Annotated in this window: 23 protein-coding genes and 3 pseudogenes; 20 read left to right on the top strand and 6 right to left on the bottom strand. The window is 39.7% G+C overall.

The window, feature by feature from the left end; genetic code table 11:
- Positions 1-12: 12 nt before the first annotated feature.
- Positions 13-744, bottom strand: coding sequence for a hypothetical protein (locus ACQKMF_RS07860; protein ID WP_101222089.1), 732 nt, complete (start codon positions 742-744; stop codon positions 13-15).
- 164 nt (positions 745-908) lie between these two features.
- Between ACQKMF_RS07860 and ACQKMF_RS07855 the strand changes: the two genes are divergently transcribed.
- The 12 genes and pseudogenes from ACQKMF_RS07855 (at position 909) to ACQKMF_RS07800 (ending at position 15,645) form a co-directional block, all read left to right on the top strand.
- A complete protein-coding gene (locus ACQKMF_RS07855; RefSeq protein WP_260357607.1) occupies positions 909-1,793 on the top strand; it encodes a hypothetical protein in 885 nt (294 codons plus the stop codon).
- Positions 1,794-2,069: 276 nt separating this feature from the next.
- Positions 2,070-3,689 carry an amidohydrolase gene (locus ACQKMF_RS07850; protein ID WP_101222091.1) on the top strand — a complete coding sequence of 540 codons (1,620 nt, stop codon included), beginning with the start codon at positions 2,070-2,072 and terminating at the stop codon, positions 3,687-3,689.
- 106 nt (positions 3,690-3,795) lie between these two features.
- A complete protein-coding gene (locus ACQKMF_RS07845; protein WP_230176319.1) occupies positions 3,796-5,028 on the top strand; it encodes a Zn-dependent hydrolase in 1,233 nt (410 codons plus the stop codon).
- Between the two features lie 135 nt (positions 5,029-5,163).
- Entirely contained in the window at positions 5,164-5,364 is a 201-nt protein-coding gene (locus ACQKMF_RS07840) for a DUF3311 domain-containing protein (RefSeq protein ID WP_095393819.1), read from the top strand.
- Complete coding sequence (locus ACQKMF_RS07835; protein WP_427572481.1) at positions 5,361-6,845, top strand: sodium:solute symporter family protein; 1,485 nt, start codon at positions 5,361-5,363, stop codon at positions 6,843-6,845. The genes ACQKMF_RS07840 and ACQKMF_RS07835 overlap by 4 nt, the downstream gene beginning before the upstream one ends.
- A 58-nt stretch (positions 6,846-6,903) precedes the next feature.
- Positions 6,904-7,770 (top strand): nitrilase-related carbon-nitrogen hydrolase, encoded by an 867-nt coding sequence (locus ACQKMF_RS07830; RefSeq protein ID WP_260357609.1) that lies wholly within the window; start codon positions 6,904-6,906, stop codon positions 7,768-7,770.
- Between the two features lie 259 nt (positions 7,771-8,029).
- Positions 8,030-8,347, top strand: a complete 318-nt coding sequence (locus ACQKMF_RS07825) for a DUF3870 domain-containing protein (protein WP_101222095.1) — start codon at positions 8,030-8,032, stop codon at positions 8,345-8,347.
- Positions 8,348-8,515: 168 nt separating this feature from the next.
- Positions 8,516-9,676: pseudogene (locus tag ACQKMF_RS07820) on the top strand (DUF819 domain-containing protein).
- A 15-nt stretch (positions 9,677-9,691) separates the two neighbouring features.
- Entirely contained in the window at positions 9,692-10,774 is a 1,083-nt protein-coding gene (locus ACQKMF_RS07815) for a dipeptide epimerase (protein ID WP_101222097.1), read from the top strand.
- A gap of 25 nt (positions 10,775-10,799) precedes the next feature.
- Positions 10,800-11,801: a C40 family peptidase gene (locus tag ACQKMF_RS07810; protein WP_260357610.1), complete on the top strand. Its 1,002-nt coding sequence runs from the start codon at positions 10,800-10,802 to the stop codon at positions 11,799-11,801.
- Between the two features lie 257 nt (positions 11,802-12,058).
- A complete protein-coding gene (locus ACQKMF_RS07805) occupies positions 12,059-13,858 on the top strand; it encodes a S9 family peptidase (RefSeq protein WP_427572477.1) in 1,800 nt (599 codons plus the stop codon).
- 236 nt (positions 13,859-14,094) lie between these two features.
- Entirely contained in the window at positions 14,095-15,645 is a 1,551-nt protein-coding gene (locus ACQKMF_RS07800; RefSeq protein ID WP_260357611.1) for a histidine kinase N-terminal 7TM domain-containing diguanylate cyclase, read from the top strand.
- Between the two features lie 99 nt (positions 15,646-15,744).
- Here the strand turns inward: ACQKMF_RS07800 and ACQKMF_RS07795 are convergent, their stop codons facing one another.
- Positions 15,745-16,458: a class I SAM-dependent methyltransferase gene (locus ACQKMF_RS07795; protein WP_260357612.1), complete on the bottom strand. Its 714-nt coding sequence runs from the start codon at positions 16,456-16,458 to the stop codon at positions 15,745-15,747.
- 164 nt (positions 16,459-16,622) lie between these two features.
- Here ACQKMF_RS07795 and ACQKMF_RS07790 point away from each other — a divergent pair, with 164 nt between their 5' ends.
- Positions 16,623-16,883 carry a hypothetical protein gene (locus ACQKMF_RS07790; RefSeq protein ID WP_137023549.1) on the top strand — a complete coding sequence of 87 codons (261 nt, stop codon included), beginning with the start codon at positions 16,623-16,625 and terminating at the stop codon, positions 16,881-16,883.
- Positions 16,884-17,035: 152 nt separating this feature from the next.
- On the opposite strand, the gene ACQKMF_RS07785 is transcribed toward ACQKMF_RS07790, so the two are convergent.
- Entirely contained in the window at positions 17,036-17,674 is a 639-nt protein-coding gene (locus ACQKMF_RS07785) for a formylglycine-generating enzyme family protein (protein ID WP_202190564.1), read from the bottom strand.
- Between the two features lie 312 nt (positions 17,675-17,986).
- Between ACQKMF_RS07785 and ACQKMF_RS07780 the strand changes: the two are divergent.
- The 6 genes and pseudogenes from ACQKMF_RS07780 to ACQKMF_RS07755 all read left to right on the top strand — a co-directional run bounded on the left by ACQKMF_RS07780 (position 17,987) and on the right by ACQKMF_RS07755 (position 23,792).
- Positions 17,987-18,783: pseudogene (locus tag ACQKMF_RS07780) on the top strand (DUF2935 domain-containing protein).
- Between the two features lie 241 nt (positions 18,784-19,024).
- Positions 19,025-19,675 (top strand): GntR family transcriptional regulator, encoded by a 651-nt coding sequence (locus ACQKMF_RS07775; RefSeq protein ID WP_260357614.1) that lies wholly within the window; start codon positions 19,025-19,027, stop codon positions 19,673-19,675.
- A gap of 113 nt (positions 19,676-19,788) precedes the next feature.
- On the top strand, positions 19,789-20,577 hold the full coding sequence (locus ACQKMF_RS07770) for an SDR family NAD(P)-dependent oxidoreductase (protein WP_101222105.1): 789 nt from the start codon (positions 19,789-19,791) through the stop codon (positions 20,575-20,577).
- 34 nt (positions 20,578-20,611) lie between these two features.
- A complete protein-coding gene (locus ACQKMF_RS07765) occupies positions 20,612-21,364 on the top strand; it encodes an SDR family NAD(P)-dependent oxidoreductase (protein ID WP_427572472.1) in 753 nt (250 codons plus the stop codon).
- A gap of 52 nt (positions 21,365-21,416) precedes the next feature.
- Positions 21,417-22,202: a glucose 1-dehydrogenase gene (locus ACQKMF_RS07760; RefSeq protein WP_230176309.1), complete on the top strand. Its 786-nt coding sequence runs from the start codon at positions 21,417-21,419 to the stop codon at positions 22,200-22,202.
- Positions 22,203-22,516: 314 nt separating this feature from the next.
- Positions 22,517-23,792: pseudogene (locus ACQKMF_RS07755) on the top strand (transposase).
- Between the two features lie 280 nt (positions 23,793-24,072).
- Here ACQKMF_RS07755 and ACQKMF_RS07750 read toward each other — a convergent pair.
- Positions 24,073-24,228, bottom strand: a complete 156-nt coding sequence (locus tag ACQKMF_RS07750) for a DUF4021 domain-containing protein (RefSeq protein WP_101222108.1) — start codon at positions 24,226-24,228, stop codon at positions 24,073-24,075.
- A 231-nt stretch (positions 24,229-24,459) separates the two neighbouring features.
- On the opposite strand from ACQKMF_RS07750, the gene ACQKMF_RS07745 reads away from it, so the two are divergent.
- Entirely contained in the window at positions 24,460-25,107 is a 648-nt protein-coding gene (locus tag ACQKMF_RS07745) for a lysozyme family protein (protein WP_230176307.1), read from the top strand.
- 43 nt (positions 25,108-25,150) lie between these two features.
- Here the strand turns inward: ACQKMF_RS07745 and ACQKMF_RS07740 are convergent, their stop codons facing one another.
- A complete protein-coding gene (locus ACQKMF_RS07740) occupies positions 25,151-25,702 on the bottom strand; it encodes a DUF402 domain-containing protein (protein ID WP_230176306.1) in 552 nt (183 codons plus the stop codon).
- 235 nt (positions 25,703-25,937) lie between these two features.
- A complete protein-coding gene (locus tag ACQKMF_RS07735; protein WP_260357616.1) occupies positions 25,938-26,438 on the bottom strand; it encodes a VOC family protein in 501 nt (166 codons plus the stop codon).
- Positions 26,439-26,689 lie beyond the last annotated feature (251 nt).

Raw genomic sequence — 26,689 nt, 5'->3', positions numbered from 1 at the left:
TATATGATTGTTTTAAAATTTTTCACTCCATTCCTCATCTTCAAGCGGCACACCATTAGTACTGATATATTCTACAATCATGTTTCCATGTTTAAGGACTCTATCGTTTTTTAAGGCATTGATGACTGCGGTAAAACGGTCTTCATCTGCGTCCTGTTTCTTACGTGAAAGGGTAATCCGTATGGTTGGGGAAACATCATAATCTTTATAGCTGGCCGGTATATTCGGATCAATCTTCAATTCTTTCCCGACACCCTCATCAAACACCAAGAGTAATTGATTATAATCGCCTATTTCTTCTTGAATCTCCTCCCAATCCTCATTCTCTGTAATATCTCCCAGTTCCTTGGATATCAACACGTCACCCAGTTCTTTTTCAACATAAGGCCGGATTTCTTTTTCTGCATCATCTTGCCATTTTTCAGATAGGAATGTATCCTCCATTTCCCCTGTTTCATCATTGAAGAAAACTAGAAATTGAGTCCCATATTTTTCATGTTTCACTTTAGCTGCGTATTCAAAATGGCCCCAGTTTCCCATATTATCGTATAAGACATCATATATTTCGGTTCCTTCATCAAAAGTTTTCTCTAAATATCGTTCAGCTTGATCCCGGACTTTCTTTTCCTCATCAGGATCTGCTTTCATACTTTGTGTGAATGAAAACATAAGAAGCATCACACCGGACAAGATGATTAAAAAAACACCTAGTAAAGCCAGTAAAATCTTTTTTGTTTTACTCAAGGAACACCCTCCTGTTATCTCTGCTATTTCTCAATAATTCCCATATTATTCTAACATTTTTACCGCTTATTTTACTATGCGAAATCTAAATTACCTTACCTCCAAAATATCGGGATACTTTGTTACAATATTTAAATGGTTAATACCCAAAGGGGGAGATCAACTTGGAAACCTATCAAAGAAAAATGAATCATAATCGGGATGAATACAGAAAGTTGCGTTGGAAACAGCATCGTCTACAAGTTACAGGTTTATTCGATGCCGTATTTTCGAAAAAAGCGTTCGTTGATAAAGTGGCTATCGTTGGTGCAGGCAATTGCGATGATTTGGATTTAGAATATCTGGCAACTAAGTGCAACTCCATATATCTATTTGATATTGATATGGAAAGTATGGAAAAGGGTACGGCGAATTTGCCTGAACGTACCCGTGAGAAAATTCAACTTGTTGCAATTGATGTAACAGGCCTCGATAAAGTGGATTTTGATCGCCACCTATCTTCCATGCTGAATCGTGGTGAAACGGCAAAGGGAATTATTCAATATTTAAAGGATACCGAGAATCGGTTAGGTCAGCTTTCTGAAAGGGTTTTTGCTAATTATTATAATGATTTTGATATCGTGGCAACTTCCGCCATTTATACCCAACTATTTTATAATTGGGCCAAGGAACTGCTTTCTGATCATGCAAACCACTATCAGAATAAAGACGCAGAAGAGCTGAAAAATGGAATTTTAGATTTAAGGGATGAAATCGTTCGTACAATGAATCACTCTATATCTAAATGTGCCAAGCAAAAAGGATTCTGTATTACATGGTCCGATATCTTAAAAATCGAACCTGAGTATATGGATACCATTAATGAAGGGCTGAATGCCATCTTTGCATTGGCCTCGAACGTGGGATACGGGGCAGCATTGATAGGGGTAAAAACGTTTATAGAAAGAGTGGAAAAAAGTGAATTAAGCCTTCGATACTGGACATGGGATTTTAATGCTAACAAACAGTATTTGACCATTGGCATTATCGGGAGATTGAATGGGTTGTAAATTGAAAAATGGAGGGATAGATAGGCATATCAGCAGCTATCTATCCTTTTTTTGTCCTTTAAGCGACTGGGCCAGCAAACCATTGGAAATAAGACATAATTATATAAAAGGTATAAAAAAACAATGGAATTTTTGACTATTTGTCTAATGATTTCACTAACTGGTGTGGATATAATGAATCTATTAAAAACAGAATACTCCGATATGTGAAAGTGGAAGGCAGTAAATGATGATGAAGTGGTAATGAGTATGACCAATAAGGAAGGGGTGTGTTGTTTGAAAGCAGATATTGTGTTCATAAATGGCGAGGTCATAACCGTAAATCAAAAAAATGAAGTAGCAGAAGCCCTTGCTATTAAAGGTGATCGTATCTTGGCAGTCGGAACGAATCAGGAAATCAAGGTATTTATCGGTGATGAAACAAATGTGATTGATTTGCAGGGAAAGTCATTACTACCTGGATTTATAGATTCTCATATTCATCTTATATTGTACGGTGTCAATCAATTGGCAGTAAGTTGTAAAGCTGAACATATCAAATCGGTAGAAGATCTGTTAGTCGATCTGAAGAAGCAAGCTTCGACAATCCCTAAAGGTGAATGGATTCGTGCCTGGGGCTTCAATGAGACTGCTGTGAAAGAAAAACGTTATCCTACAATAGCGGAATTGGATGCTATTTCAACGGACCATCCCATTATTGTAACCCGTACATGCAGCCATATTAGTGTGGTGAATAGCAGGGCGTTAGAGATTGCCGGAATAGATGAGAACTCAGAGAATCCAACTGGAGGAATCATTGAAAAGGATAGGAAGGGAAGAATTACAGGCAAACTCATTGAAACAGCAAATATGATAATGGCCGACAGAGCAAGTTATTCTGAGAGTGAACTGTTGAAAGCAGTGAAAATAGCATCTGAGCATTTCATAGCAGCAGGCATAACAAGCATTCATGAAGCAGGTGCCCATGGTCCTGAAAGTTTCCGTTTAATGCAGCAGGCCATAAAAAATAAGGATATTCGTGTTCGAATCTATGCGATGGTCGGTTCATTGAATAATTCCCATGAATTTGTAAATAAAATGGTGGATTCGGGAGTCATAACCGGAACTGGGGACGAAAGATTCAAAATCGGACCAGCTAAATTGTTTACGGATGGCAGCAGTACCGGTCCGACAATTGCTACCCGTAAGCCCTATTCGAGTGATCCAGGTTATTCCGGAATTCTTTATTATAAAGAAGAGGAAATCTATCAAGTATTAGGTCAAGCACATAAAAAAGGCTATCAGATCACAGTCCATGCCCAAGGAGACAAAGCGATAGAGATGTATTTAAATTGCGTGGAAAAGGCTTTGAATGAATCGCCAAGAAAAGATCATAGACATAGGATCGAGCATGCCGGAATATCTTCTCCAGATTTACAAATGAGGATGAAAGAACTTGAAATCATCCCAATCCCCAACCCCCCATTTCCTTATGAATTCGGTGATATATATATTGAACATTACGGTAATAGGGTCAACCACATGTACGCCGCCCGTGATTTTATTGATAATGGAATCTTGGCCGCAGGCGGTTCCGATGCTCCTGTTACTGATCACGACCCTTTATTAGGCATACACGTTGCAGTTAATAGAACAAGCAGGTCAGGTACGAAAATAGGTACGGTTCAATCGATTAGCGTATTGGAAGCCATTAAACTATACACTTGGAATGGCGCGTTTGCGAGTTTCGATGAAGATGTCAAAGGCAGCCTGGAGGCAGGTAAGCTGGCCGATCTAGTAGTATTGAATGATAGTATATTGAAAGTGGATTCCCAAAATATCAAGGATTTGAAAGTTGAATCAACGATTCTGAATGGGGAGATTCTTTATCATAGGGAAACATTGGTAGAAATATAATCTAGCGTAACTACTCTAAAACAACAAGACCTTCACTTTCATTTTTTTTGGCTTAAGCGAACGTAAGTGGGATTTAGCAAGTTATTAAAAAAGGGGGATATACGCTATGAAAAAGCAAAAATTATTAATTAATGGTGAGAGGCTGAGTCGAACGCTTGAGAAATTTGCTGATTTTGGACGAACAGAAAACAACGGAGTCACAAGGCTATCCCTTTCCGAAGAAGATCGATTAGTCCGTGATTACTTTTGCGCTTGCTGTAAAGAATTGGGTATGACAATTAAGGTTGATGATATGGGGAATATTTACGCTACTTTGGCGGGACTTGAAAATAAACCTCCTATTGTAATGGGATCACATATGGATACAGTAAAAAAAGGCGGTCGGTTTGATGGTATCTTGGGTGTAGCTGCTGGCTTGGAAGTCGTTCGGACTCTGGTCGAAAATAATATCCAACCTAAAATTCCGGTAATGATCGTCAATTTTACGAACGAAGAGGGAGCCAGATTCGAACCTTCCATGATGTCGTCGGGAGTTCTTTCAGGTAAATTCGAAAAATCCATCATGCTGCAAAAGACGGATAGTGAAGGAACCACTTTCAAGAGTGCTTTGAATGCCATTGGATATGCAGGGGATATAGAGTCTCGTTTAAAAGAAGCGACTGCATTTCTAGAGTTGCATATTGAACAAGGGCCCATTCTTGAACGTGAATCTCTCACGATCGGTGTCGTTGAATGTGTCCTTGGTATGGTGTGCTATGAGATAGAAGTTACAGGCGAATCCGATCATGCAGGAACCACCCCAATGAATATGAGAAAAGATGCTTTCTTCACTGCGAATAGCTTGATTATGGAGGCTCGTCAGAAGCTAGGCATGCTTGATGACGATTTGGTTTTCACGATGGGCAGGGTGAATGTGTTTCCCAATATCCATACGGTGATCCCTAATAAAGTGGTTTTTTCGCTAGAGGCAAGACATAAGGATTCCAAAGTCATCGAAAAGGTGGAGGAAGTCATTAAAAGCCTTATAACTACAGGTTCAGAAGACGGCTGCGACATCCAAGCGAAAAAATTGTGGGACAGGGATACCGTTTGGTTCGACAAATCCATTTGCAATTTGCTTGAGCAATCGACCAATTATCTAGACCTCCCCTATAAAAGAATGGTAAGCGGTGCAGGACATGATGCACAGTTTATAGCTAGTTATATACCTACTGCCATGGTTTTCGTTCCAAGCATCAACGGTAAAAGTCATTGTGAAGAGGAACTTACTAGTTGGGAAGATTGTGAAAAAGGCGTCAATGTAATACTGGAAACGGTCCTGGCCATCCAGTCATCCTAAGACGAAAATATGGTCGGTTGTAAGCAGGTAATGAAAGTAAACAAAGGGTGCTTCAAACCATCAGTTCAGTATGAAAGTCAGCTTGACTGATGGTGATGCATCCGTGTAAGGAACCTAAATGGGGGAGGGTATAATTTGGATGCTATTAAGCTATTGCTTTTTGTTCCGTTTATAGGGTTTTTAGGTTTATTGCCCTACGCAAATAAAATAGAACCGTACATATTGGGGATGCCTTTTTTGTTATTTTGGGTTGCATTTTGGATGGTGATGGCATCGATTATCTTAATGATTGTCTATAAGTTCGATCCTGATAATAAAGGGAGTGATTCTGAATGAATATCTCATTACTCATCATTTCCATCTTCTTGGTTCTAGCACTTTATTTAGGGATAAAAGCAAGAAAAGGAAAGGATATGGACATGGAGCAATTTGCCGTAGGAGGCAGGGGCTTCGGTACATTCTTCATTTTTCTGCTGATAGCAGGTGAAATTTATACAACTTTTACATTCCTGGGCGGAAGTGGGTGGGCTTACTCGAAAGGTGCCGCTGCTTATTATGTTCCCGCCTATATATTCTTAGCCTACGTCCTATCATATTGGCTCGTTCCTAAAATATGGAGATATTCAAAACGTCATTCCATTATCTCTCAGCCAGAATATTTTGCGGCTAAATATAAAAGCAGGTCAATGGGAATGATCGTTGCTGTGTTGGGAAGCTTAGCCCTCGTGCCGTACATAGTCATACAGCTCAAAGGATTAGGTATCATTGTTTCCGAAGCGTCTTACGGAGCAATTTCACCAGTTGCTGCAAGTGTCATCGGTGCTGTAGTTGTAACTACCTATGTGATGATCTCAGGCATTCATGGTTCAGCATGGACAGCCATACTGAAAGATTTCATGATTTTGGTGGTCGTTATCTTTTTAGGGATTTACATTCCATTTCATTATTTCGGAGGCATACAGCCAATGTTCGAGACCGTGCAGGCTGCTAAACCGGAAATGTTGGTTTTGGCAGATCAGGGATTGAGTCAGTCCTGGTTTGTGTCCACCGTTTTGCTGAATGCACTAGGATTTTATTTGCTGCCACAAACATTCATGGTCGTTTTATCGTCTAATGGGGAAAGGACCCTTCGCAAAAATGCGATTGCTTTACCGTTATACACATTGTTATTGCTTTTCGTTTTTTTCATTGGGTTTACAGCCATCATGGAAATCCCGGGTTTGCAAGGAGCTGATGGGGATCTCTCACTTTTAAGGCTGGCGATCCAAACATTCGATCCATGGGTGATTGGGGTTATCGGTGCTGCAGGTTTATTGACGGCACTTGTACCGGCTTCAGTCATGCTAATGGCTGCATCGGTAGGTCTGACAAATAGCTTTTATAAAGTTCTGGTTCCCGCTGCAACTGAAACACATCAATTGATTGTCTCAAGAATCATTATTATTGGTATCTCAATCATTGCTTTAATTGTAACGGTAACGGGCGGCGAGGCTTTGGCCATCTTGAATATCATGTCATACAGTTTAATTACCCAACTGGCACCTTCCTTGTTTTGCAGCTTGCCAAAAACAAATATTATCAATAAGTATGGTGCAATGGCAGGAATATTGGCAGGCGTCCTTTTTGTTTTATATGCGACAATTGCAGATGTGAAGGTTGCTACATTCCTGCCGGATACCCCACATGTAATTAATGATATCAGTACAGGCGTCATAGCTTTATTGATTAATATACTAGTAACATTCATTGTAAGTGCACTGACTAAACATATCTCTATGCAACAGACCGAAATGAATGATCTGGATAAGATATCCTGATTTCTTTTAAACAAGACTAATCGAAGTACGGATAAAAGCATGATTTGGGAGGGCTTTTGTGAAAATTAAAATAACGGCTTGTCAATTTCGTGTAGAGAAGGTGTCAGCCTTCAATGAATTTCAGGAACAAGTAGAAGAGTTGATTACCCAAGTTCCCGAAAACTCGGATTATATCATTTTTCCTGAACTGTTAACCATAGGGTTATCAGCGGCCTTTGGAGAACAGGATGCTTCGTCCCTTACCAGGATTGATGAATATACCAATCAATACAAAGATCTTTTCAGGTCACTCTCAAGAAAAAGAAAACAGGTCATCATTGCCGGCACGCATCTGGAACGACGCGAAAAGGAATACTTCAATATTGCATACATTTTTGATAAAGACGGATCAGTCGTTGAGCATAAAAAAACTCATATCTTTCCCGCTGAAGCAAATTGGCATACTTCTGAAGGTGATGATTTGGAAGTTTATTCCGTGGGTCCGGTTAAGATAGGGATAGCGGTATGTTATGAAGCGGAGATACCTGAAATTTCAAGGATTTTATCAGTGAATGGGGCCGACATCATTTTTTGCCCATCATACACATTTACAGAGGCTGGTTTTTGGCGAGTGCGCCATTGCGCTCATGCGCGTGCAATCGAGAATCAGGTATATTTTGTTCATTGCCCCACTGTTGGAGAACCAGGGGCACCCCTGCCGAACGGGTATGGCAGCGCCAGTATTCTTAGCCCCTGTGACAGCGCTTGGCCAGCAAATGGAATAGTAGCCGAGGCGGTAATGAATGAACATACGATCATAACCGGTACAGTCGATATGGACGAGCTTTATGAGAATCGAAAAAGTGGTGCAGCAACCACTTTCGAGGATCGCAATCGCCGAAAAGAGTTGTATGCGAAATATAAGCCGTATGAAGGGCTGAAATGATCTGTTGGATCCCGAACCATAGCCCGAATAATGATTGTGAAGGCCGAATTAATCCATGAACGGCCTAATAAAGTGCGGGGGAAGTCGAATCATGACCCTATTGCGCAGGAATCGGTAATTGACTTAATATACGAAATATATTGTCAAATGCTGGCTATATATATTAGAATATATGTAACCATTTCATATTGTAATAATATAGATAGTCACCCTATTTATACCTGTTATGATGTCTGTAATGGCAGGAGGCACAATAAGTATGTTTCAGCAGAATACAGTATATATAGTCGGCGAATCGAAGGCGGCGTCCAATAATCCAATTACACAGCAATTCAACTGCTTTTTTATCGGGTTCGTCATTGATCGAGAAACGCATGAAATAGTGGATGCGGAATGCTCGACCACGATATCGATTACATCACGCTTCATTCATTCCATGTTAGTTGGTAAATCCATTCTTAGGCCCGATGAATTGGAGAAAGAAATTGAGCAACGGTACTTTGGTTCATCTCAGAAAGCACTGACCGTCGCCCTAAGAAATGCCAGCATTAAATATCAGCAACTTTATAAGTTATAGCTGCTTCTTTTGTCAATCGCAATTGAAATCCAGCTGTTAAAGAGTGTGTAGGCGCTCTTTGGCAGCTGGATTTTTTTATGTAGGGCCATGAAGACTTCATTGGCGGGTTTGAATAGATTTTATTATCATGAAATCCCCTAAATCCCTAAATATAAGGAGGTATGGAATATGATTCAAGATGGTGTGATGTTTGTCTGTTTTTTATTGGCATTTACTGCCGTGATTGCCGTAGCGGAAAAAAAGATTGGAGGAAAGTTCTTCAAGTATGTTCCTGGGATTGTCCTTATTTATATTGGAGCGGCTCTGATGAAAACATTTGGGGTCTTTTCAGATAGTGAGTCAGTCGAAAGTGCATATAGCACCATACGAGGACTCCTGCTGCCTGCCATGTTGATGCTGATGCTTTTGCAATGCGATATGCGGAAAATAATCAGACTTGGCCCAAAGATGCTGTTAACTTTTTTTGCAGCTTCATTCAGCATTATTGGAGGGTTCACACTTACTTAAGTTTTAATGAATGGCTTTTATGCGGAAGGAACTTGGAAGGCATTCTCGGCTTTGAGCGCAAGCTGGACAGGGGGATCTGCCAATATGGTTATCTTGCAAGGCATACTCGATATGCCTGAAAATATTTTTGGCTATGCGTTGATCATGGATACAGTCAATTATTCCATTTGGGTCATGTTCTTGTTTTGGCTGGTGCCTCTTGCTGGAAAATTCAACATTTGGACTAAAGCGGATACATCTTTCATTGATCAAATGACTTCCGAGCTTGAAGCCGGTGAAACCGCCAAGGGGGAATTTGGATTCGTGGAATTGATCGGTTTCTTGGCGCTGGCATTAATTGTTTCAGCAGGGGCAACAAAAATTGGGGAGAGACTGCCGGTACTCGGTGCCGCTGTGAATGGAACCACTTGGACGATCATCATCGCTTCTACCTTAGGTTTAATTCTGGCTGTCACAAAGGTTGGACGTATTGCCGGTTCTATGGAAATTTCCAAAGTCATGCTTTACATAGTCATTGGTTTAATTGCTTCCCATGCCGATTTTTCACAGCTGTTTCAAGCACCTGTATATATTTTATCCGGATTTATGATTCTATTCTTTCATGGATTGATCATGGTCATTTTGGCCAAGATCTTTAAATTGGATCTATTTACAATGGGAGTTGCCTCATTGGCCAATATAGGGGGTGTGGCATCAGCTCCTATATTGGCAGGTTCTTTCAACCGGGCGCTAATACCGGTCGGGATATTGATGGCTGTACTGGGCAGTCTTCTGGGCACCTATTTTGGAATTCTTACATCATATATACTCTCAAGCTTTTAAGGAAGGGTTGTTAATATGAAGATAGAAAGATTACAAGTATCAGTGGAAACCTTGCCGCTTGTCAAGCCATTCAAGACTGCATTACGTACAGCAATGGAAATTGAAAATATCATGGTTTCCGTAAAGTTGGAGGATGGGACGGAAGGTTTGGGGGCTGCAGCCCCCACGGTTGCCATCACAGGTGACTCTACAAAAGGAATCATGACGGTCATTGAAGAAGTGATCACACCACATCTAATTGGGCACGACATCGAGAATATCAATGCATTGTCTCAGCTTATCCAACGATCCTGTGTAGGTAACACAAGTGCAAAAGCGGCTGTTGAAATCGCTATGTACGACGCAGTCAGCAAACGATGGCAACTCCCTTTATATCAATATCTTGGCGGTAAATCGAACGTCCTTAAAAATGATATGACAATCAGCGTTGGAGAACCCGAAGAAATGGCAAAGGCGGCATTGTCCCTCATTGATGGCGGGTTTTCTACGATGAAGATAAAACTGGGGAAAGATTGGGAGAGTGATGTGGAGCGGGTTGCCTGCATTCGTGCTGCTGTTGGCGACCAGGTTATGATCAGGATTGATGCAAATCAAGGGTGGACAACAAAACAAGCGATTTCCATTATTCATGAACTCGAGGAAAGAAAGCTGAATGTTGATTTAGTGGAACAACCCGTCAAAGCCCATGATATCGAAGGGTTGAAAGAAATAAAGAGGTCTGTCCAAGTGCCGATCATGGCCGATGAAAGTTTGTTTTCACCTCGCGACGCCATGAAACTCCTTAATGAACATGCTGTTGATCTCCTTAATATCAAATTAATGAAAACAGGCGGAATTAGACGTGCACTCCAAATTGCCGATATGGCAGAAGCAGCCGGGGTGGAATGCATGATCGGGAGTATGATGGAATCATCCGTGAGTGTAGCGGCCGCGGCTCATCTGGCAACCGCCCACCCAAATATAACGAAGATTGATTTAGATGCCCCATTATGGATTAAGAATGAGCCATATGTAGGCATTCAATTTATGAAAGATCAACTTCTAATTTCCGATAAACCTGGACTGGGAGTCAAGAGGAAATCCTCTTTTTCTCAATAAAAACAAATTCGAAAGGGTGATTATTTTGAAAAGGTTAACCGTTTTTGTGCTGTCTTTATTTGCTATTGGTATTTTAGTATTCAGTCCTAATGAAGCTAGTTCAAGAGAGAAGGAGAGAATTGCCTATGTTGATGTAAGCGTGGCCACTCTTTGGACTGAGCCGGGATTACCAAGGGAAATCGATGCTCCTTCTGCATCGAATCCCGTTGATATGAATGCATGGATCGGCTCGATGAAATATGAAGACAAGCTGTGGCTTGTTGGTAACCTGGAAACACAAGCATTATACGGTTCTAAAGTGACGATTTTAGAAGAACGGGGTGAATGGGTGAAAGTAGCCGTTGCCAATCAACCAACGCCCCGCAATGATATTGGTTATCCAGGATGGATGCCAAAGGCACAATTAAAAGACGGAAATTCTTTTGAGAAGCAATTTAAACGAGGATATGCCCTTGTAAATGCCCCAAAGACTTGGCTTTATTCGGATTCGAAACTTCGGTCCAAATTCATGGAGGTCAGCTTCGATACCCGCCTCCCGTTATTGCAGGTGAAAAAAGATAAAGTGAAGGTGATGACACCGAGTAATGGAGCAAAATGGATAGAAAAGCAGGACGTATCAGTCTATCAAAATGACAAACAAATAGCTGCTCCAACCGGAAATGACATCGTTGAATCAGGAAAAGGATTTTTAGGGCTTCCTTACCTATGGGCTGGAATGTCCGGTTTTGGATTTGACTGTTCGGGATTTACCTATACAATGTACCATGCTAATGGAATAACGATCCCAAGGGACTCTTCCGTTCAGTCGCAACATGGCAAAAAGGTAGAACAAGAAAATCTTCAACCAGGTGACTTACTATTTTTTGCCTATGATAAAGGGAAAGGGAGGGTCCATCATGTCGGTATGTATATTGGTGACGGCAAAATGATCCATTCGCCTAACAGCTCAACACATGTAAGGATAGATGAAATAAAAACATCGGGATACGGGGAGGAATATGCCGGAGCAAGAAGATATATCGATTGATGCTTAAAAAGCTTAAGAGCCCAATACTCTTAAGCTTTTTTCGTATTTAAACTTGCTTTTAACATCATTATATCGGATGACAAAACGCTGAATAATCGTTTTTCCAAAATAGAGGCATAGTTACATAAGTTTTTTTACTAGAATAGCAAACTAGAATCCTCTGCTTCCATAGACAGTTTACTTATACCACAAAGGAAAAATATGGTATAATTAACTACAGATTTTTCTTTATATTAAAAATGTGAGGGGCTGCCAAAATGATCACTTTTCCAAAACCTGATGTTGAGCAATTTTTACGAACTTTTTCCATTGCTGATTTTGCCGTAAGTCCAGATGAAAAACATCTGGTTTTCAGTACCAATTTGAGCGGCAAGTATAATTTATGGGGAATGGATTTGCCAAACTCCTTTCCTTATCCGCTTACATCCATTGATCAAAGCTGCCAAGCACTGATATATGATAAGAAGAGCCGGTTCATAATTGCTGGTTTCGATCAAGACGGTAATGAAAATACCCAGTTTTACGGGGTTCCTTTGAATGGCGGGACAATGAAGGGAATCGTTCATCATGAAAATACACGTAATTTCATGCCGAAATTATCGAATGACAGTAAAAAGCTCTATTACACGACATCCAGAGGAAATGCTTCCTTTCTAAATGCCTATTGTTTAGATTTAGAATCAGGACAGGAAAAGCTGGTATTGGAGGGGAAGGATGCAGCGACCTATTTATTTGGCTTTAGCCCTGATGAAGAAACCTTACTTTACTATAAACACTTTTCCAATACAAATACCCTACTCTATGCAAAAAATGGGAACGAAGATATCCTGCTCACTCCGCCCACTGAGAAACAGCACACAGTGAGTGATGGTGTTTTTGTTTCAGATTCGATGATATATTTATTGACTGATTATGATTCAGACTTTACCTATATGGCTTCATACAACCTTGAAACAAATAAATTCTGTAAAATTAAAGAATTGGAGAATGAGAGTTTTACTGCCATTAATTATAGTAAAGAGAATCAACTTTTATATATAACCAGCCAAAAGGGTGTAGAGGATCAATTATATGAATTCAATCTGCAAAATGAAAATTGGAGAAACATCCCCGTACCATGCAGCGTCATTAATAAGCTTGAGGTTGCTGCATCAGGCACGCTTTACTTATTTGGCATGGGCGCAACAAAACCTCATAATATCTATAAAAATACAGGTGATAAGTGGGTATCATTAACTAAATATACTGTTCCTGGCGTCGATTCTGATGCATTGGTTGAACCCGACATCATTACATACACTTCCTTTGATGGCCTGGAGATCGAGTCGTTATTTTTTAGGGCAAAAAAGGAAAATGACAATGGTGAAATCATTTTTTGGCCTCATGGAGGACCTCAAGCGGCAGAACGGAAGTCCTTCAGAGCTTCATTTCAATTTTTCCTGAATCACGGTTACAGTATTTTTGCGCCAAACTTCCGCGGTTCCACTGGTTATGGTTTGGAATTCACGAAAATGGTAGAGGGAGATTGGGGAAATGGGCCACGACTTGATAATGTAGCCGGCCTTGATTGGCTAATAGACCAAGGACATGCACAAAAAGGTAACATCTTATTGATGGGGGGAAGCTTCGGAGGGTATATGGCACTTCTGCTCCACGGAAGACATGCAGATTATTTTAAGGCAGTTGTCGATATTTTCGGTCCATCCAACCTCTTCTCATTTATCAATTCCGTTCCAGAAGACTGGAAGCCAATCATGGATCAGTGGGTAGGAAATCCGGAAAAAGATAAAGAAAAACTAATCGAGTATTCGCCTATCACCTATTTAGAATCGATGATAAAGCCAATGCTCGTCATTCAAGGAGCAAACGATCCCCGTGTCGTCAAAGAGGAATCAGATCAAATCGCTCAAGCCTTGAAGGGTAAAGGAAGAGATGTCGATTATATGCTTCTGGAAGATGAGGGACATGGATTTTCCAAAAAAGAAAATGAAATTGCGGTCTACCAAAAAATACTTTCATTCTTAAAGCGATTCACAGCAGTAACAGAGAAGGTATAATCTGTACCTAAATACTTCATTTATTTGAATTATCAACCCTGCCACTCACGTTCAAGGTGATGAAGCAGGGTTTTTCATGTTGTAAAACTGGATGTTTATTTTATTCGGCGGTTTGGGGTGTAAGTAAATAAGGGATTTAAAATTCAGAATTCCCTGAATAAACTCTAGTCACCTAGTCATAAAGTGCTATATAATATACGGAAAACTATTTTTTTGTTAAACGGAGTTGATTCGCATTGCCACGGGAGTTATTGTTATACATACTCGTACTTATAATAGCAGGTGCTTCAAGCTTGTTTCTGTGTTTATTTGCACAGTTAAAGATCAAGGATGCACCTGGAGCAAAAGCCTATATTCTCGTGACATTATTGTCTTCCATCTTTACTTTTTCCTATGCTTTCGAACTTTCCAGTACATCGTTAGAACAAATCATATTCTGGTTAAGGGTCGAGTACTTGGCATTACCATTCATCCCAGTATTCCTTTTGTTGATGTGCATTGAATATGTAGGTCAGAGAATTAAGAAGGTCTGGCAATATGCACTCTTCATCATACCGTTCATCACCATTTTCATGCATTTTACAAATGACCTTCATCACTTATATTACAAATCAATGGAGTTGAGAAGCAATAGTCCTTTTCCAATTATTAAACTGGTGGGCGGCCCTTGGTTTTACGTACACTCCCTGTTTCTTTTTTTATGTGTGATGATAAGTATAATAATATTGCTAAAACAGGTGAAAAAATCTTCATTCAGATTCAGGATGCAAATATCAATGATGGTGGCAGGTCTTCTTATTCCTATAATAGCAAATTATTTTTATATAAATGGACTAAGCTCATATGGTATCGATCTTGGTCCTGTATCCATGAGTATCACGTTTATCTTTCATGGTGCGGCACTTTTGACTTTTCAAATGTTCAATGTAGCCCCGATCGCTCGGGAAACCGTCTTTGAAAGTATGAAAGAGGGAGTAATCGTTTTAAATCAACAGGGGTTGATTGTCGACTATAACCGTGGAATGCGCAAATTTTTGCCCATGTTGGATGAACATTCCATTGGTAAATCGATTACAAGTGTGCTAAATGGGAATCAACTTCTTAGGGGAATAATCGACCTTAAAAAGGACAGTGACTTTAATTGCAGCATAAATGGTGATATGGTACATTACCATATTGGTTTTTCACCCGTGTTCAACAAAAACAACCTGTCTATCGGACAGATCATTACCTTCGCCGATGTAACTGAAAGAGTACTCATGCTGGAAAAGATGAAGCAACTTGCCAGCTTGGACGGATTAACCCAAATATTGAATAGAACATTTTTCATCAAAAAATCGGAAATTTTATTTGATGCTCTAAGCATGGAAGGCGGCAATGTTTCAGTCATCATGTTTGATATCGATCATTTCAAAAATGTAAATGATACTTTTGGACATGAAGCAGGGGATGCGGCTATAACGCTTGTAGCGAATATTGCAAAGGAAAACATTCGGGAAGGAGATTTGTTGGGGCGTTATGGCGGTGAAGAATTTATCATATGTTTGCCGAATACCGCTTTACCCGCTGCATATGAGTTGGCCGATATGATAAGGAAAAAGGTTTCTGAAAGTATTGCATTGGTTAATGAAGAGATGATTTCCGTTACCTGCAGTTTCGGGGTGACTACTGCATTAATTGAAGCTGGTGACCGAAGCATTTCCATCAAAACATTGATGCCACGGGCCGACCAAGCCTTATATGCCGCAAAGAAGAATGGCCGAAATTGTGTACAGATCATCGTCTAAATAGGACCATCCCTTTAAACCTTGAACTTGTTCCAGGTTTTTATCATTGTGTTCAAGGTTCCAGACACATATTAAGCTGCCTTATTCATGATGAATGCCCTATTTTTTACTTGCTCTGTATACTCTATAACCGAGGCTGTTTCCGTAAGATAAAATGAGGCGGTAATGTGCGTCCATGACTCGTTCCAAGGATCCATTCAAAGGCTGAATGGATCTATTTGATGCTGAAGAATTCATTAATTCCTCTAAGACGGTACTTGATTTCAAGATTTTTAAATCTGTAAATCCGTTTTGTTGGAAGGCCTTTAACCATTCGGATTGCGTTAATAATTCCCTTAAATTATAAAAGTTAATGATTTCTTTTTTTGAGACAGGATCAAGGCTGGTTTCCGCTGTCATATCAATGGTTAACAAAGTTCCTTCTAGTTTAAGGACCCTGTAAAATTCTCGGAGTGATTTTTGAATATCCGTGAATGCAGTCGTTGATTCGGCTATGATAAAATCAAAAGAATTATTGTCAAAAGGCAGTTCTTCTATTGAAGACTTATATAGTTCAATGCTTAAGTTAGCTTTTTGGAATCCTTTTTTTGCATGTTTCACCATCTCAGGGTGATTATCAAGCGCGGATACTTGGCAAAGAAACGTTTTTGCCAAGTAAGATGAGGTTTGCCCTGTCCCGCATCCGGCTTCAAGGATTATTGACGTATGATCGATTTTTTCATTTTTCAAAATCTGCTTAGTCAGTTCAAATCCACCAGGGTGTGCCCCTTCAATTCCAAGTATGGCTAGTGCGTCTTGGTATGAGTGGTTCATGGCATAATCTCCTTTGGTACATGTATAAATGTATTTTATGCTTTGGTTTCAAGGAGTGATAAGGAAAATGGGAAAGACTTTTAAATGATTGGTGGGTATTTAATCCATTCATGCTAGTCCCTGAATGCATACGATGTAAAATCGACTGATAAGGGGAGTGCAAAATGGGATATCATAATTATTATCATAAATGCAGGCAAGGTGTGGGAAGACCGGTTGAAATTCGTACAAGCAGAGGAACCGTACATCGGGGAATCATACACCGGGTTACACCGAACCGTGTATATATTCGTCCATTTGACGGAGGCGGAAACCTTGGGGGTTTTGGTTATGGAGGTTTTAATGCAGGATATGGCTGGGGTGCCGCAAATGGATTTGCATTTGGTGCAATTGCATCTTTAGTTTTTCTCGCATTTCTCTGGTAATCGAATGAAGAAATTATAAAAAACCTGAAAATTTTTCAGGTTTTTATTTTGTTCCCATCGGAATTCTACCAAGAAACTGGAAATAAATATGAATAGATGTACAACTAAGATAAAGCTTTGAGTTTTGAATGGATTTGGCTTGTTTGCTAAGGTTAAAAAGACCGGGCAAGACGGAATCCTAGGTCGTCTATACAAAATGTCGGATGGCTGCGCCGGCGACATGAAGCTCCACAACCTCTAGCATCCTCAGCCCAGCTCCCCCCTCGAAAAATACGGTAGGTGCCGTACACTTGTTCATCATATAAGTCCCAGCACCATTCCCAAACATTCCCTAACATATCATGCAGCCCCCATGGATTCGGTTCCTTTGTTCCTACTTCATGGATCATGCCCCCTGAATTTTCGTTATACCAGGCAATCTCATTCAGCTCTCCGTATCTATAACCAGGAGTCCCGGCTTTACATGCATATTGCCACTCCGCTTCTGAAGGAAGTCGAAAACCGCTTGATTCCCAATCACAAACAATGTTTTCCCCATTTTTAGAATAACACTCTCCCAGTCCAGCTTTCTGTGAAAGCAGATTACAAAAAGAAATTGCATCATTCCAAGAGATATTCACAACAGGTTTTAGATCCCGATCAAAAGAATTAGGTGATTTATTTGTAATGGCATAGTAGAAATCCATAGTGACAGGATAACGTGCAAGAAGGAACGGTCTTATTTCAGCTTTCCATTTGCTTTTAATTCTATCGTCCCTTAATTCTATTTCGCCCCCTGGAATTTTCTCCATTGAATAGTCAATGTAACTTATTATTTCCTTTGACAATCTACCTTCCTCCTACCGACCTTAATTTAAAAGTTTCACCACTTCCAGAACGATTAAATCAATATAAATATAAGGTTGGTTTAAATTTGTATTAAAATGACCGTTTTTAAAGCGACTCAAAGACCCCATTAATTTGTTGGTGTGTGAGTAATCTGAAGGTATAGGATCAAGCTTAGGCTTCATTACGCCCCATTTAACTTATATTAATATGTTTGTAGGTTTAGGAATACAAATTACAAGTGAGTTTCTTATACTTTAAATTATGGGGAAGAGAAAATGACCGAGTTTTTGGAGAAAACAGCAAGATTCGAGCATCGGTTTTGGCTGCAAATCTTAGGAGACCATGCCAGGTTCATTCATGAGTCTTTAGCGCCGGTTGAAGTGGAAAACATTGAAATTGCCTCTGAATTCATTCAAGTTTTTGATGCTCTCCTTGGTCAGGCCAATTGGAAGAGATCTCGCAACTTACTGCCATCGCAGAAGAAGAGACATTAAGATTTCGGGAGTTTAAGCTAAGCCTAATTAAAGAACATCTGGTAGGTAAAATAAAAATACATCTTTCACCTTCATTCATTAATCATATGGTGAACGAATTAGAAGAATATTTAAGATTATTGAAATATTTCAATTCAGATCAAATGCCGCCGGTTTTTCATGAACTTCATCACCATTTAGTTTGGCTGTTAGATGCAGCAGGACATGCAGGTGCAATATCATCCAATATGGATGACGTTGAAAAAAGGTTAAAAGAGAAAAGTGACCAATATAAAAAACATTTTAATGATTTTTATTTAAAAGCTGTTGAAATGGCTGGATTTTTACGAACCAATCTGTCAACATTCCCAGCATTGGAAAAAATGAATGCCGACGTCACATTGGAAATTAAATTCTTCCAGCACTTCCTGCTTGAATTGGAGGAGCTTGACCTTAGTGCGCAGGCTCTTGGAACGCTTTCGCCATTAATGGCAGATCATATGTGGCGAGAAGAATGTTATTATTTAACGAAACTCGCTGAATCGACAGACATGGAAAAGCCAAACTGCGATCCAGCGAAACCGAGGCTAGTTGATTAAAAAATACACATGGAGCCCTTTATATAAAAGGGGCTCTAGATCTGTTGCATTTTTACCGCCAAAATCAGTAGAATATGGAAAACACTTAGAAGAAGCGATCTGACATTAAGTCTTTTTGAGCTTTTTCCATATAGGAAAATACGTTTTTCTTGGCTGGTTAGCATTAAAGGAAGTTAATACCTATCCCTATGTTATACTAAAAGAACCACAATTAATTATAGAAGTATAGGAGTGCTGAAAGATGTTTGGAAATACTTCCAATTTGACAGATGGCATTTATTTTGGAGAATCGTTACCACAACAAATCGCTAAACACATTTTAAAAAAAATTATTGAAGGTAAAATAGAAGCTGGTGAGAAAATCGTGGAAGAAGACATTTCCAAAGAATTGAATACTAGCCGTGCACCAGTACGCGAAGCCCTTTATTTACTGCAGGTTGACGGTATTGTTGAGAGAATACCTAGGCGGGGAACGATCGTCAAGCCATTTTCACAAAGGGAAATCATTGAATATAATGATGTTACGATCGGACTGATCCAGATGGGCATTGAATTTTCCCAAGGGAATTGGCACCCAGAAAATAAGCAATCATTACGAAAGCATTTGGAAAGTGCAACCGATGAGTGTGAAAAAGGTAATGTTATCGAGTATCAAAAAAGGGCAACACAGATATTTCGATATATTTTTTCAATCGCCAATAACAAAGCATTAGCAAGATTTTTTGAAGAAGCCAGTCATATCCTCATGGTTTTTGCCCAAAGTCAATGGAATACGGAAACGATGGAAAGTTTCCATTTCAGATTAAAGATGTCTATTGAGGCCATTCTAGAAGATGATTTAGTTAAAGCAAAAAATGAAATTCATGAAGCCTTGAATCGTGGAGTGATGTAGAGTCTTTGACTCTAAAACCAAATTGTCGACAATCGACAAAAAGAATGTTATTATGTAATCGTATTCAAGCAAGAATATTATCACCAAGATCAAAGGGAGAAAGGGAGAATATTATGCAAGCATTTGATTTTACAGAAAAAGTAGCAATTGTTACCGGTGGCGGCGGGGGTATCGGCCGGGCAGCTTCTATTACACTTTCAGAAAATGGTGCCAAAGTGGTTGTTGTAGACCTTTCCGAAGAGGCAGGCATGCTAACGGTAAATGAAATCAAAGAAAAAGGCGGCGAAGCCAAATTCGTTAAAGCAGATGTTACAAAGGAAGACGATATAAAAAATTATGTTCAAAAAACGATAGATTTCTATGGAAAAATCGATATTTTCTTGAATAATGCAGGTTGGGAAGGCAAAATAATGCCGCTTATCGACTATCCTGCTGAGGTTTTCGATCAATTAATGTCAATAAATGTACGAGGTGTTTTCTTGGGCATGAAACATGTATTGCCCCATATGATTGAACAAAAAAGCGGGGCGGTCGTGAATACAGCTTCTGGAGCTGGTTTACTGGCAACGCCAAACATGGTGGCGTATGGCGCTAGTAAACATGCGGTTCTAGGAATGACGAAAACAGCTGGTGTCGAAGTAGCTCCACATGGTGTCCGGGTGAATGCCGTCTGCCCAGGTGTCGTCAACACGGCTATGATGCGGTCGATTGAAAGCGGATTTGGTCAAGGAGATTCCGCGGCAGCTGAAGCGGCTAGAAAACAGTTGGAAGCAACGACTCCGGATGGCCGGTATGCTGAGCCGCAGGAAATAGCAAATCTAATGATGTACTTAGTATCCGATCTTTCCAGCCACATTACGGGTCAAGAACTTGTAATCGACGGAGGGGCCATTTTAATCTGATAAGCAACAAACTTTGTTAAAGGGGGACGAATACATGAGTTTACAAGGAAAGGTCATAATTATTACAGGAGCAGGCAGCGGAATTGGAAAGGAAACGGCATTTAAATTAGCTGATCAGGGAGCTATTGTCGTAGCGGCTGACTACAATGATATTGCCGCTAAAGAAACGGCTGAAGCTATTCAACAAAAGGGAGGCACGGCATCTTTCGTGAAAGTGGATGTAGCTAGTGCAAAAGAAGTGGAAGCGATGGTCGAAGCTGCAATTGCCAATCATGGCACCATCAATGGCATTTTCAACAATGCTGGAATTGGACTAGTAAAACCATTTTTGGAGATGGATCCAGAATCATACCACAGAGTAGTTGATGTTGACCAACACGGCGTTTATTATGGCATGTATTATGCAGCAAGGAAGATGGTTGAGCTTGGTGTAACAGGCGCAACGATCGTTAATACAGCTTCAATATACGGGACGATGGTTTCTATTGGCAGCTTTAATTACCATGCTGCAAAAGCAGCAGTCATCGCGATGACTAAATCCGGTGCAATTGAACTTGCGCAATATGGGATTCGTGTTGTCGGAGTGGCACCAGGATTTATCGAAACGCCGATCATTGGTGAAGATCAAGAGTTCCTGGACAGTTTGGCTCAACTTCATATGAGGAAAAAATTGATTCAGCCAGAAAAAGTTGCTGAAGTTGTAACGTTCTTGTTCTCTGAAAAAGCGGATGCCATTAATGGACAAGTCATTCCAGTTGATGATGGATTCTTAAGCTTTAAGGGGTAATCAGTATAATTAATTAAATTTTCAAGATAACTTAAAAGGGGAGTTTTGACATATGAGCGAAAGATTCGATGGCAAAGTTGTTATCATTACAGGGGCAGGATCAGGTTTAGGTCAAGCAGCCGCATTGGAAATGGCTAAAGAAGGAGCTAAACTTTCATTAGTTGATTTAAACGACGCATCTTTGGAAGTGACAAAAAAATTAATCTTAGACTTGGCACCAAACTCGGAAGTGCTTCTGGTCACTGCAGATGTATCGGATGAAGAAGCAGTAAAGAACTATGTAGACCAAACAGTCAGCAAATATGGCAGAGTCGATGGATTCTATAATAATGCGGGTATTGAAGGTAAACAGGCCCCTATGGCTGAATACGATAGCAACGTTTTCAACAAAGTAACGGACATCAATATCAATGGTGTTTTCTATGGTATGAAATACATTCTGCCAATCATGAAAGAACAAGGATCAGGGGCAGTGGTGAACGTGGCTTCTGTAGGCGGAATTCGTGCTGTGCTTAACCAAGCTGCGTACGTTGCAAGTAAACATGCTGTAGCTGGCTTAACAAAAACAGCTGCCATAGAATATGGCCAATATGGTATCAGCATAAATGCCATTGCACCAGGAGTAATCTTAACAGCGATGGTAGAGGGATCATTCAGGCAAATAGGCGGAGAGAATTGGGAAGAAGCAATGGCGGAATTCGTCAGTGTGAATCCTAAGAAACGCTTCGGTAAACCTGAAGAGGTCGGCCGTTTAGTCGCTTTCCTATTATCAGGGGAATCAGAGTTCATCAACGGTGTAGTCATTCCGATTGATGGCGGACAATCTTCACAATACTAATTGAGAAAGGGAGTGACAGTAGGTCACTCCCTTTCAGACTGTAGACAAACTCGATGAAAATCGAGTTTGTCTACTTTTTTTGGGCTTGTACAAATTTGGACGTTGATTTCCACTTCAGGCACTCGCTTTCCGCGGGCGGTCCGGGAGCCTCCTCGGCGCACTTGCGCCTGTGGGGTCTCCCTTGGACTCGCTATTCCCGCAGGAGTCTCGCACACCCGCTCCAATCAACTATGTTTAAAATTTTAGATGAAACTCCTTATGCCTATAGTCTTTTTTGTTTTAAAATAGAACTATTAAAATTTGAGGTGATGAGGATGCTTTCGAAACATAATTCTATTCAGCGAGACCAACTTGAAATGATTACTTTTAGATTAACTGGTGCCGGCGAATCATTTGGTTCGTAAAATTGAGGCTTCCATTGACTTCACTTTCATTTATGACTTGGTGAAAGATATGTATTCAGAGGTAGGACGCCCAAGTATTGATCCAGTTATTTTAGTTCGGTATTCCTTGCATGCGTAAAACGATTGAAGAAGCTTAAACAAATATGGCTTACCGTTGGTTCTTAGGCTATGGTTTCCATGATAAAATACCTCATTTCTCAACGTTCGGGAAAAATTATGAGCGACGTTTTAAAGGTACAGACCTGTTTGAACAGATTTCTATCGCATCTTAATGACAGCTGCTGATAGAAAGTTAATAAGTGCTGAACACGTATTCGTCGATTCCACACATGTGAAAGCCAATGCGAATAAGCGTAAATTTGAAAGGAAAATCGTACGCAAAGAAACACGAGCTTATCAAGGACGTCTTCAAGCAGATAAATTTGATAAGGAAGAAACCAAAGCAATTAAAGAAAGTATTACGGATCCTGAGAGTGGCTACTATGTGAAAGATGAACGAACAAAACAATTTGCCTATTCATTCCACGCAACCGCAGACCGCGACGGTTTTGAATTGGGAACGATTGTAACACCTGGTAATACACATGACAGTCATATTTTGGAGCCACTTGTTGAGCAAGTGATTGAGAAAGTTGGAAAACCAGAAGCAGTTGCAGCTTATAAAACACCAGAGATTACTTGCTACCTAATTAACAAAGAAATCACACCTGCTTTACCCTATACACGTCCTTGTACAAAAGAAGGATTCTTTCGCAAACATGACTATGTTTACGATGAACACTTTGATTGTTACCTTTGCCCTTCGGGCGAAACTTTAAAGTACACAACAAAAAATAAAGAGGGCTATCGCGAATACAAATCGCCAAAACAAAATTGTGCAACATGCTCATTTTTATCACGGTGTACAGGAAGCAAAGACCATCAAAAAGTAGTGACACGGCATATTTGGCAAGCATATGTGGAAGAAGCAGATAATCTGCGTCATCATCAAGAGGTAAAACCTATATATGCGAAACGCAAAGAAACAATTGAGCGTGTATTCGCAGATGCAAAAGAAAAGCATGGTATGCGTTGGACTACTTTAAAGGGACTTAAAAATTAGTTGATGCAAGCGATGCTTACTTTCGCTGCCATTAATTTAAAGAAGATGGCCACTTGGACATGGCAAGGTCCTAAAATGGTTTAACATAGTGGCTCGAAGAGCCCAAATCTCTTAACCTTTGGTCAAAATTTCAAAGGGAATTTAAAAAGGGGTTCGGAGTTTTTTAATTTCCGAACCCCTTTTGTATCCTTTTAGTTAATGATCAAATGAATTTAAATTTGGACAAAACGAAGACTTTTTCGGTTTTCGTTTTTTTGCATATTCAAAAATCAGTTCATATGAAACTATATACGATCCTTTAGAATTTGAACACATAGAAAAACGCCATAAAAGGCGATTTACAAATATTCAAGAAACCCCATCGTTACTTTTCTTTATCGTGTAGCTTATCTTCATATTCAGTTTCCAACATACCATATAGACCATTCATTTCTTGTTCATCTGGATCTGCCCCAAATTCGTTTCTATATTTCCCCTTTTTATCATCAAGGATTTCTTCTTTTTCACTCTTCTTGTCCATACATATCACCTCCAACCAGTAGGGTGTCTCATTGTCCTAAAAATATGCACTGTGTGACTCCGTTCCTTTTAAGATTTTGCGGCGGCTAAGTTAAGTGGTTGAGAAAATACACTAATTACAATTAATGCTAATCCAGTTTGCAGAACATTTAATTGGGTATTCTAAATAGTTATTACTCTTACAATTTGTTAAGATATAAATATATTAACTTAGAGATAACGGAGAGAGAATGTGAAGAAGAAACGTAAGAAATCAAAGAAAGTTTTTAACATTTTCATCCTGATTTTCGTATTTTTGCTCATTAAGGAGATCATGCAAACCCCATATTCCGAAAATGTTACCACATCAGTAAATACGCTTGATTCCTTTGCGAACGTGAAAAAGTATAGTTCACTTCTGCAAGACGAGTTGACTAAATACGGACTTGAGGAGCATACTTCGACATTGATTGCTTTGATGCAGCAGGAAAGCCGAGGGCGGGGCGGTGACCCAATGCAGGCATCTGAGTCAGCGGGCCTTGATCCAAATACAATCACTGATCCAACGGAAAGCATTAAGTATGGAGTGAAACATTTTAAGCGGATCAATGAATATGGCAATGAAAAGGGCGTTGATTTTGCCACGATCCTTCAAGCATATAACATGGGAATTGGTTATATTGATTTCGTTGCGAATGAAGGGGGCAAGCATAATGAAGAGCTTGCAAAGAAGTTCTCCATGCTTCAGGTCGAAAAAAACCCCACGCTCTATGATTGCGGCGGTGACAAAGATAATTTTCGATATCCATATTGCTACGGTGACTACACATACAGTGCGAAGGTATCTAAGAACATTGAGGAGCTTGGCGACAGTATATCGGCTCAAGCTGATAGTGAGTGAGGGAGAACAAAAAGCCTACTGAATGAAGTAGGCTTTTTGTATGTCATTTGTTGTTCAGCCATGGAAGGAGGTCTTTATGTTTATAGAGCTTCTCGGATTCTGAAATGGTTTGTGAAAGAAGAATATCAATGGAATCAAGTAAGGAGATTAGGGCTTGTTTAACAGAACCACTCTCAAATTGCTCTAATGGCACAGGTAACTCTTCCTCGTCTAAAATAAAATATTCCCCACCCGGAAGCACCAATATATCTATAATCAAATCCTCAAAGGATACCAACTTATCAGCCATATATGTATTTCTTACAATATTAAAATAGGATCCTAAATAATTTCCGTCGTTATCTCTCCAAATGTATAAATTATAAGGACGGTCTTTCCAATAATAAGCAATTGTATAACTGCTTACAGGAATGGTTAATTTTATAGAACCCGCTTTCATCGTGAACGAATCCATGATTTCATGAAAAAGCACGACATGTTGATTTTGTTCTTTTAACAGCAAACAGTTATGCTCTACAACTATAGAGTCGTAACGGATTTTTCTTTCTATGATTTCATCGCCATGTCGTAGTGCTGGTATAAATATATTTTCCATTGTATCTATTTCTCCCTTAAAACCATTTAGATCATTTATGATAATATACTTAAGAAAGTTTATTCTTACTAATAGGGGCTATCGCCAGGAAATGCGGATTTAAACTTTTAGGAAATTCAAATATCAAAACCTAATTTCACACCTGCAATACCGAGAAACTAGGTTTTAGTTACTTCAAAATCGTATGATTTTCAGGAATGAATACAACTTTACTAGATAGATGTTTCTTAGGAACCTAACCTATATACGCCTGCTTTAAAGTTTTAATGTCAATTTTCTTCATTTGGAGCAGCGCTTTCATAACTCTTTCCGATTTTTCAGTGGCGGAGTCGTTTACCATCTCGGTTAGATATTCAGGGACAATTTGCCATGACACACCAAATCGATCTTTCAGCCAACCGCACACTTGCGCCTTTTCATCTCCACCTTCAGAGAGTTTTTCCCAATAATAATCCACCTCTTCTTGATCCTCGCAATTGATGATAAATGATATTGCCTCGGTAAATTTGAATTGCGGACCGCCATTTAATGCTACGAATGCTTGTCCGTCCAGTTCAAACTCCACGGTCATCACTGATCCCTCTGGTTTCCCGTGGATTTGATTTCCTGCATTACCATAGCGAGTGATTCTTCCGATCTTAGAATTTTCGAATATGGAAGTGTATAACTTCGCCGCCTCTTCAGCTTGTGTATCAAACCACAGGTTGGTTGTGATCTTTTGAATCTTATTTTTCATAATTTTTTCTCCTTTATTGTTCTCAAGTTTAGCCAGGAAAACTAAACTCTGCTATTATCATGGAAATGCGAATTTATTCGATAAGATTAAATACCTTGAAGGTACCCTATTACTATATACCATTTATCATGACCTATTGTAAGGGTTAGGGTGCCGTTTTGTGTATTCCAACCGATCATTAAACTAATCGCGTTAATCCTTTGCTAGTTACAATATCCTTGCCTGAAACACAAAAGGATATAGAAACTTTT

Source organism: Peribacillus sp. NPDC101480, assembly GCF_050277335.1.
GTDB lineage: Bacteria > Bacillota > Bacilli > Bacillales > DSM-1321 > Peribacillus.
Note: the sequence above shows the minus strand (reverse complement) of the source record. Positions and strands in the feature narration are given on the sequence as shown.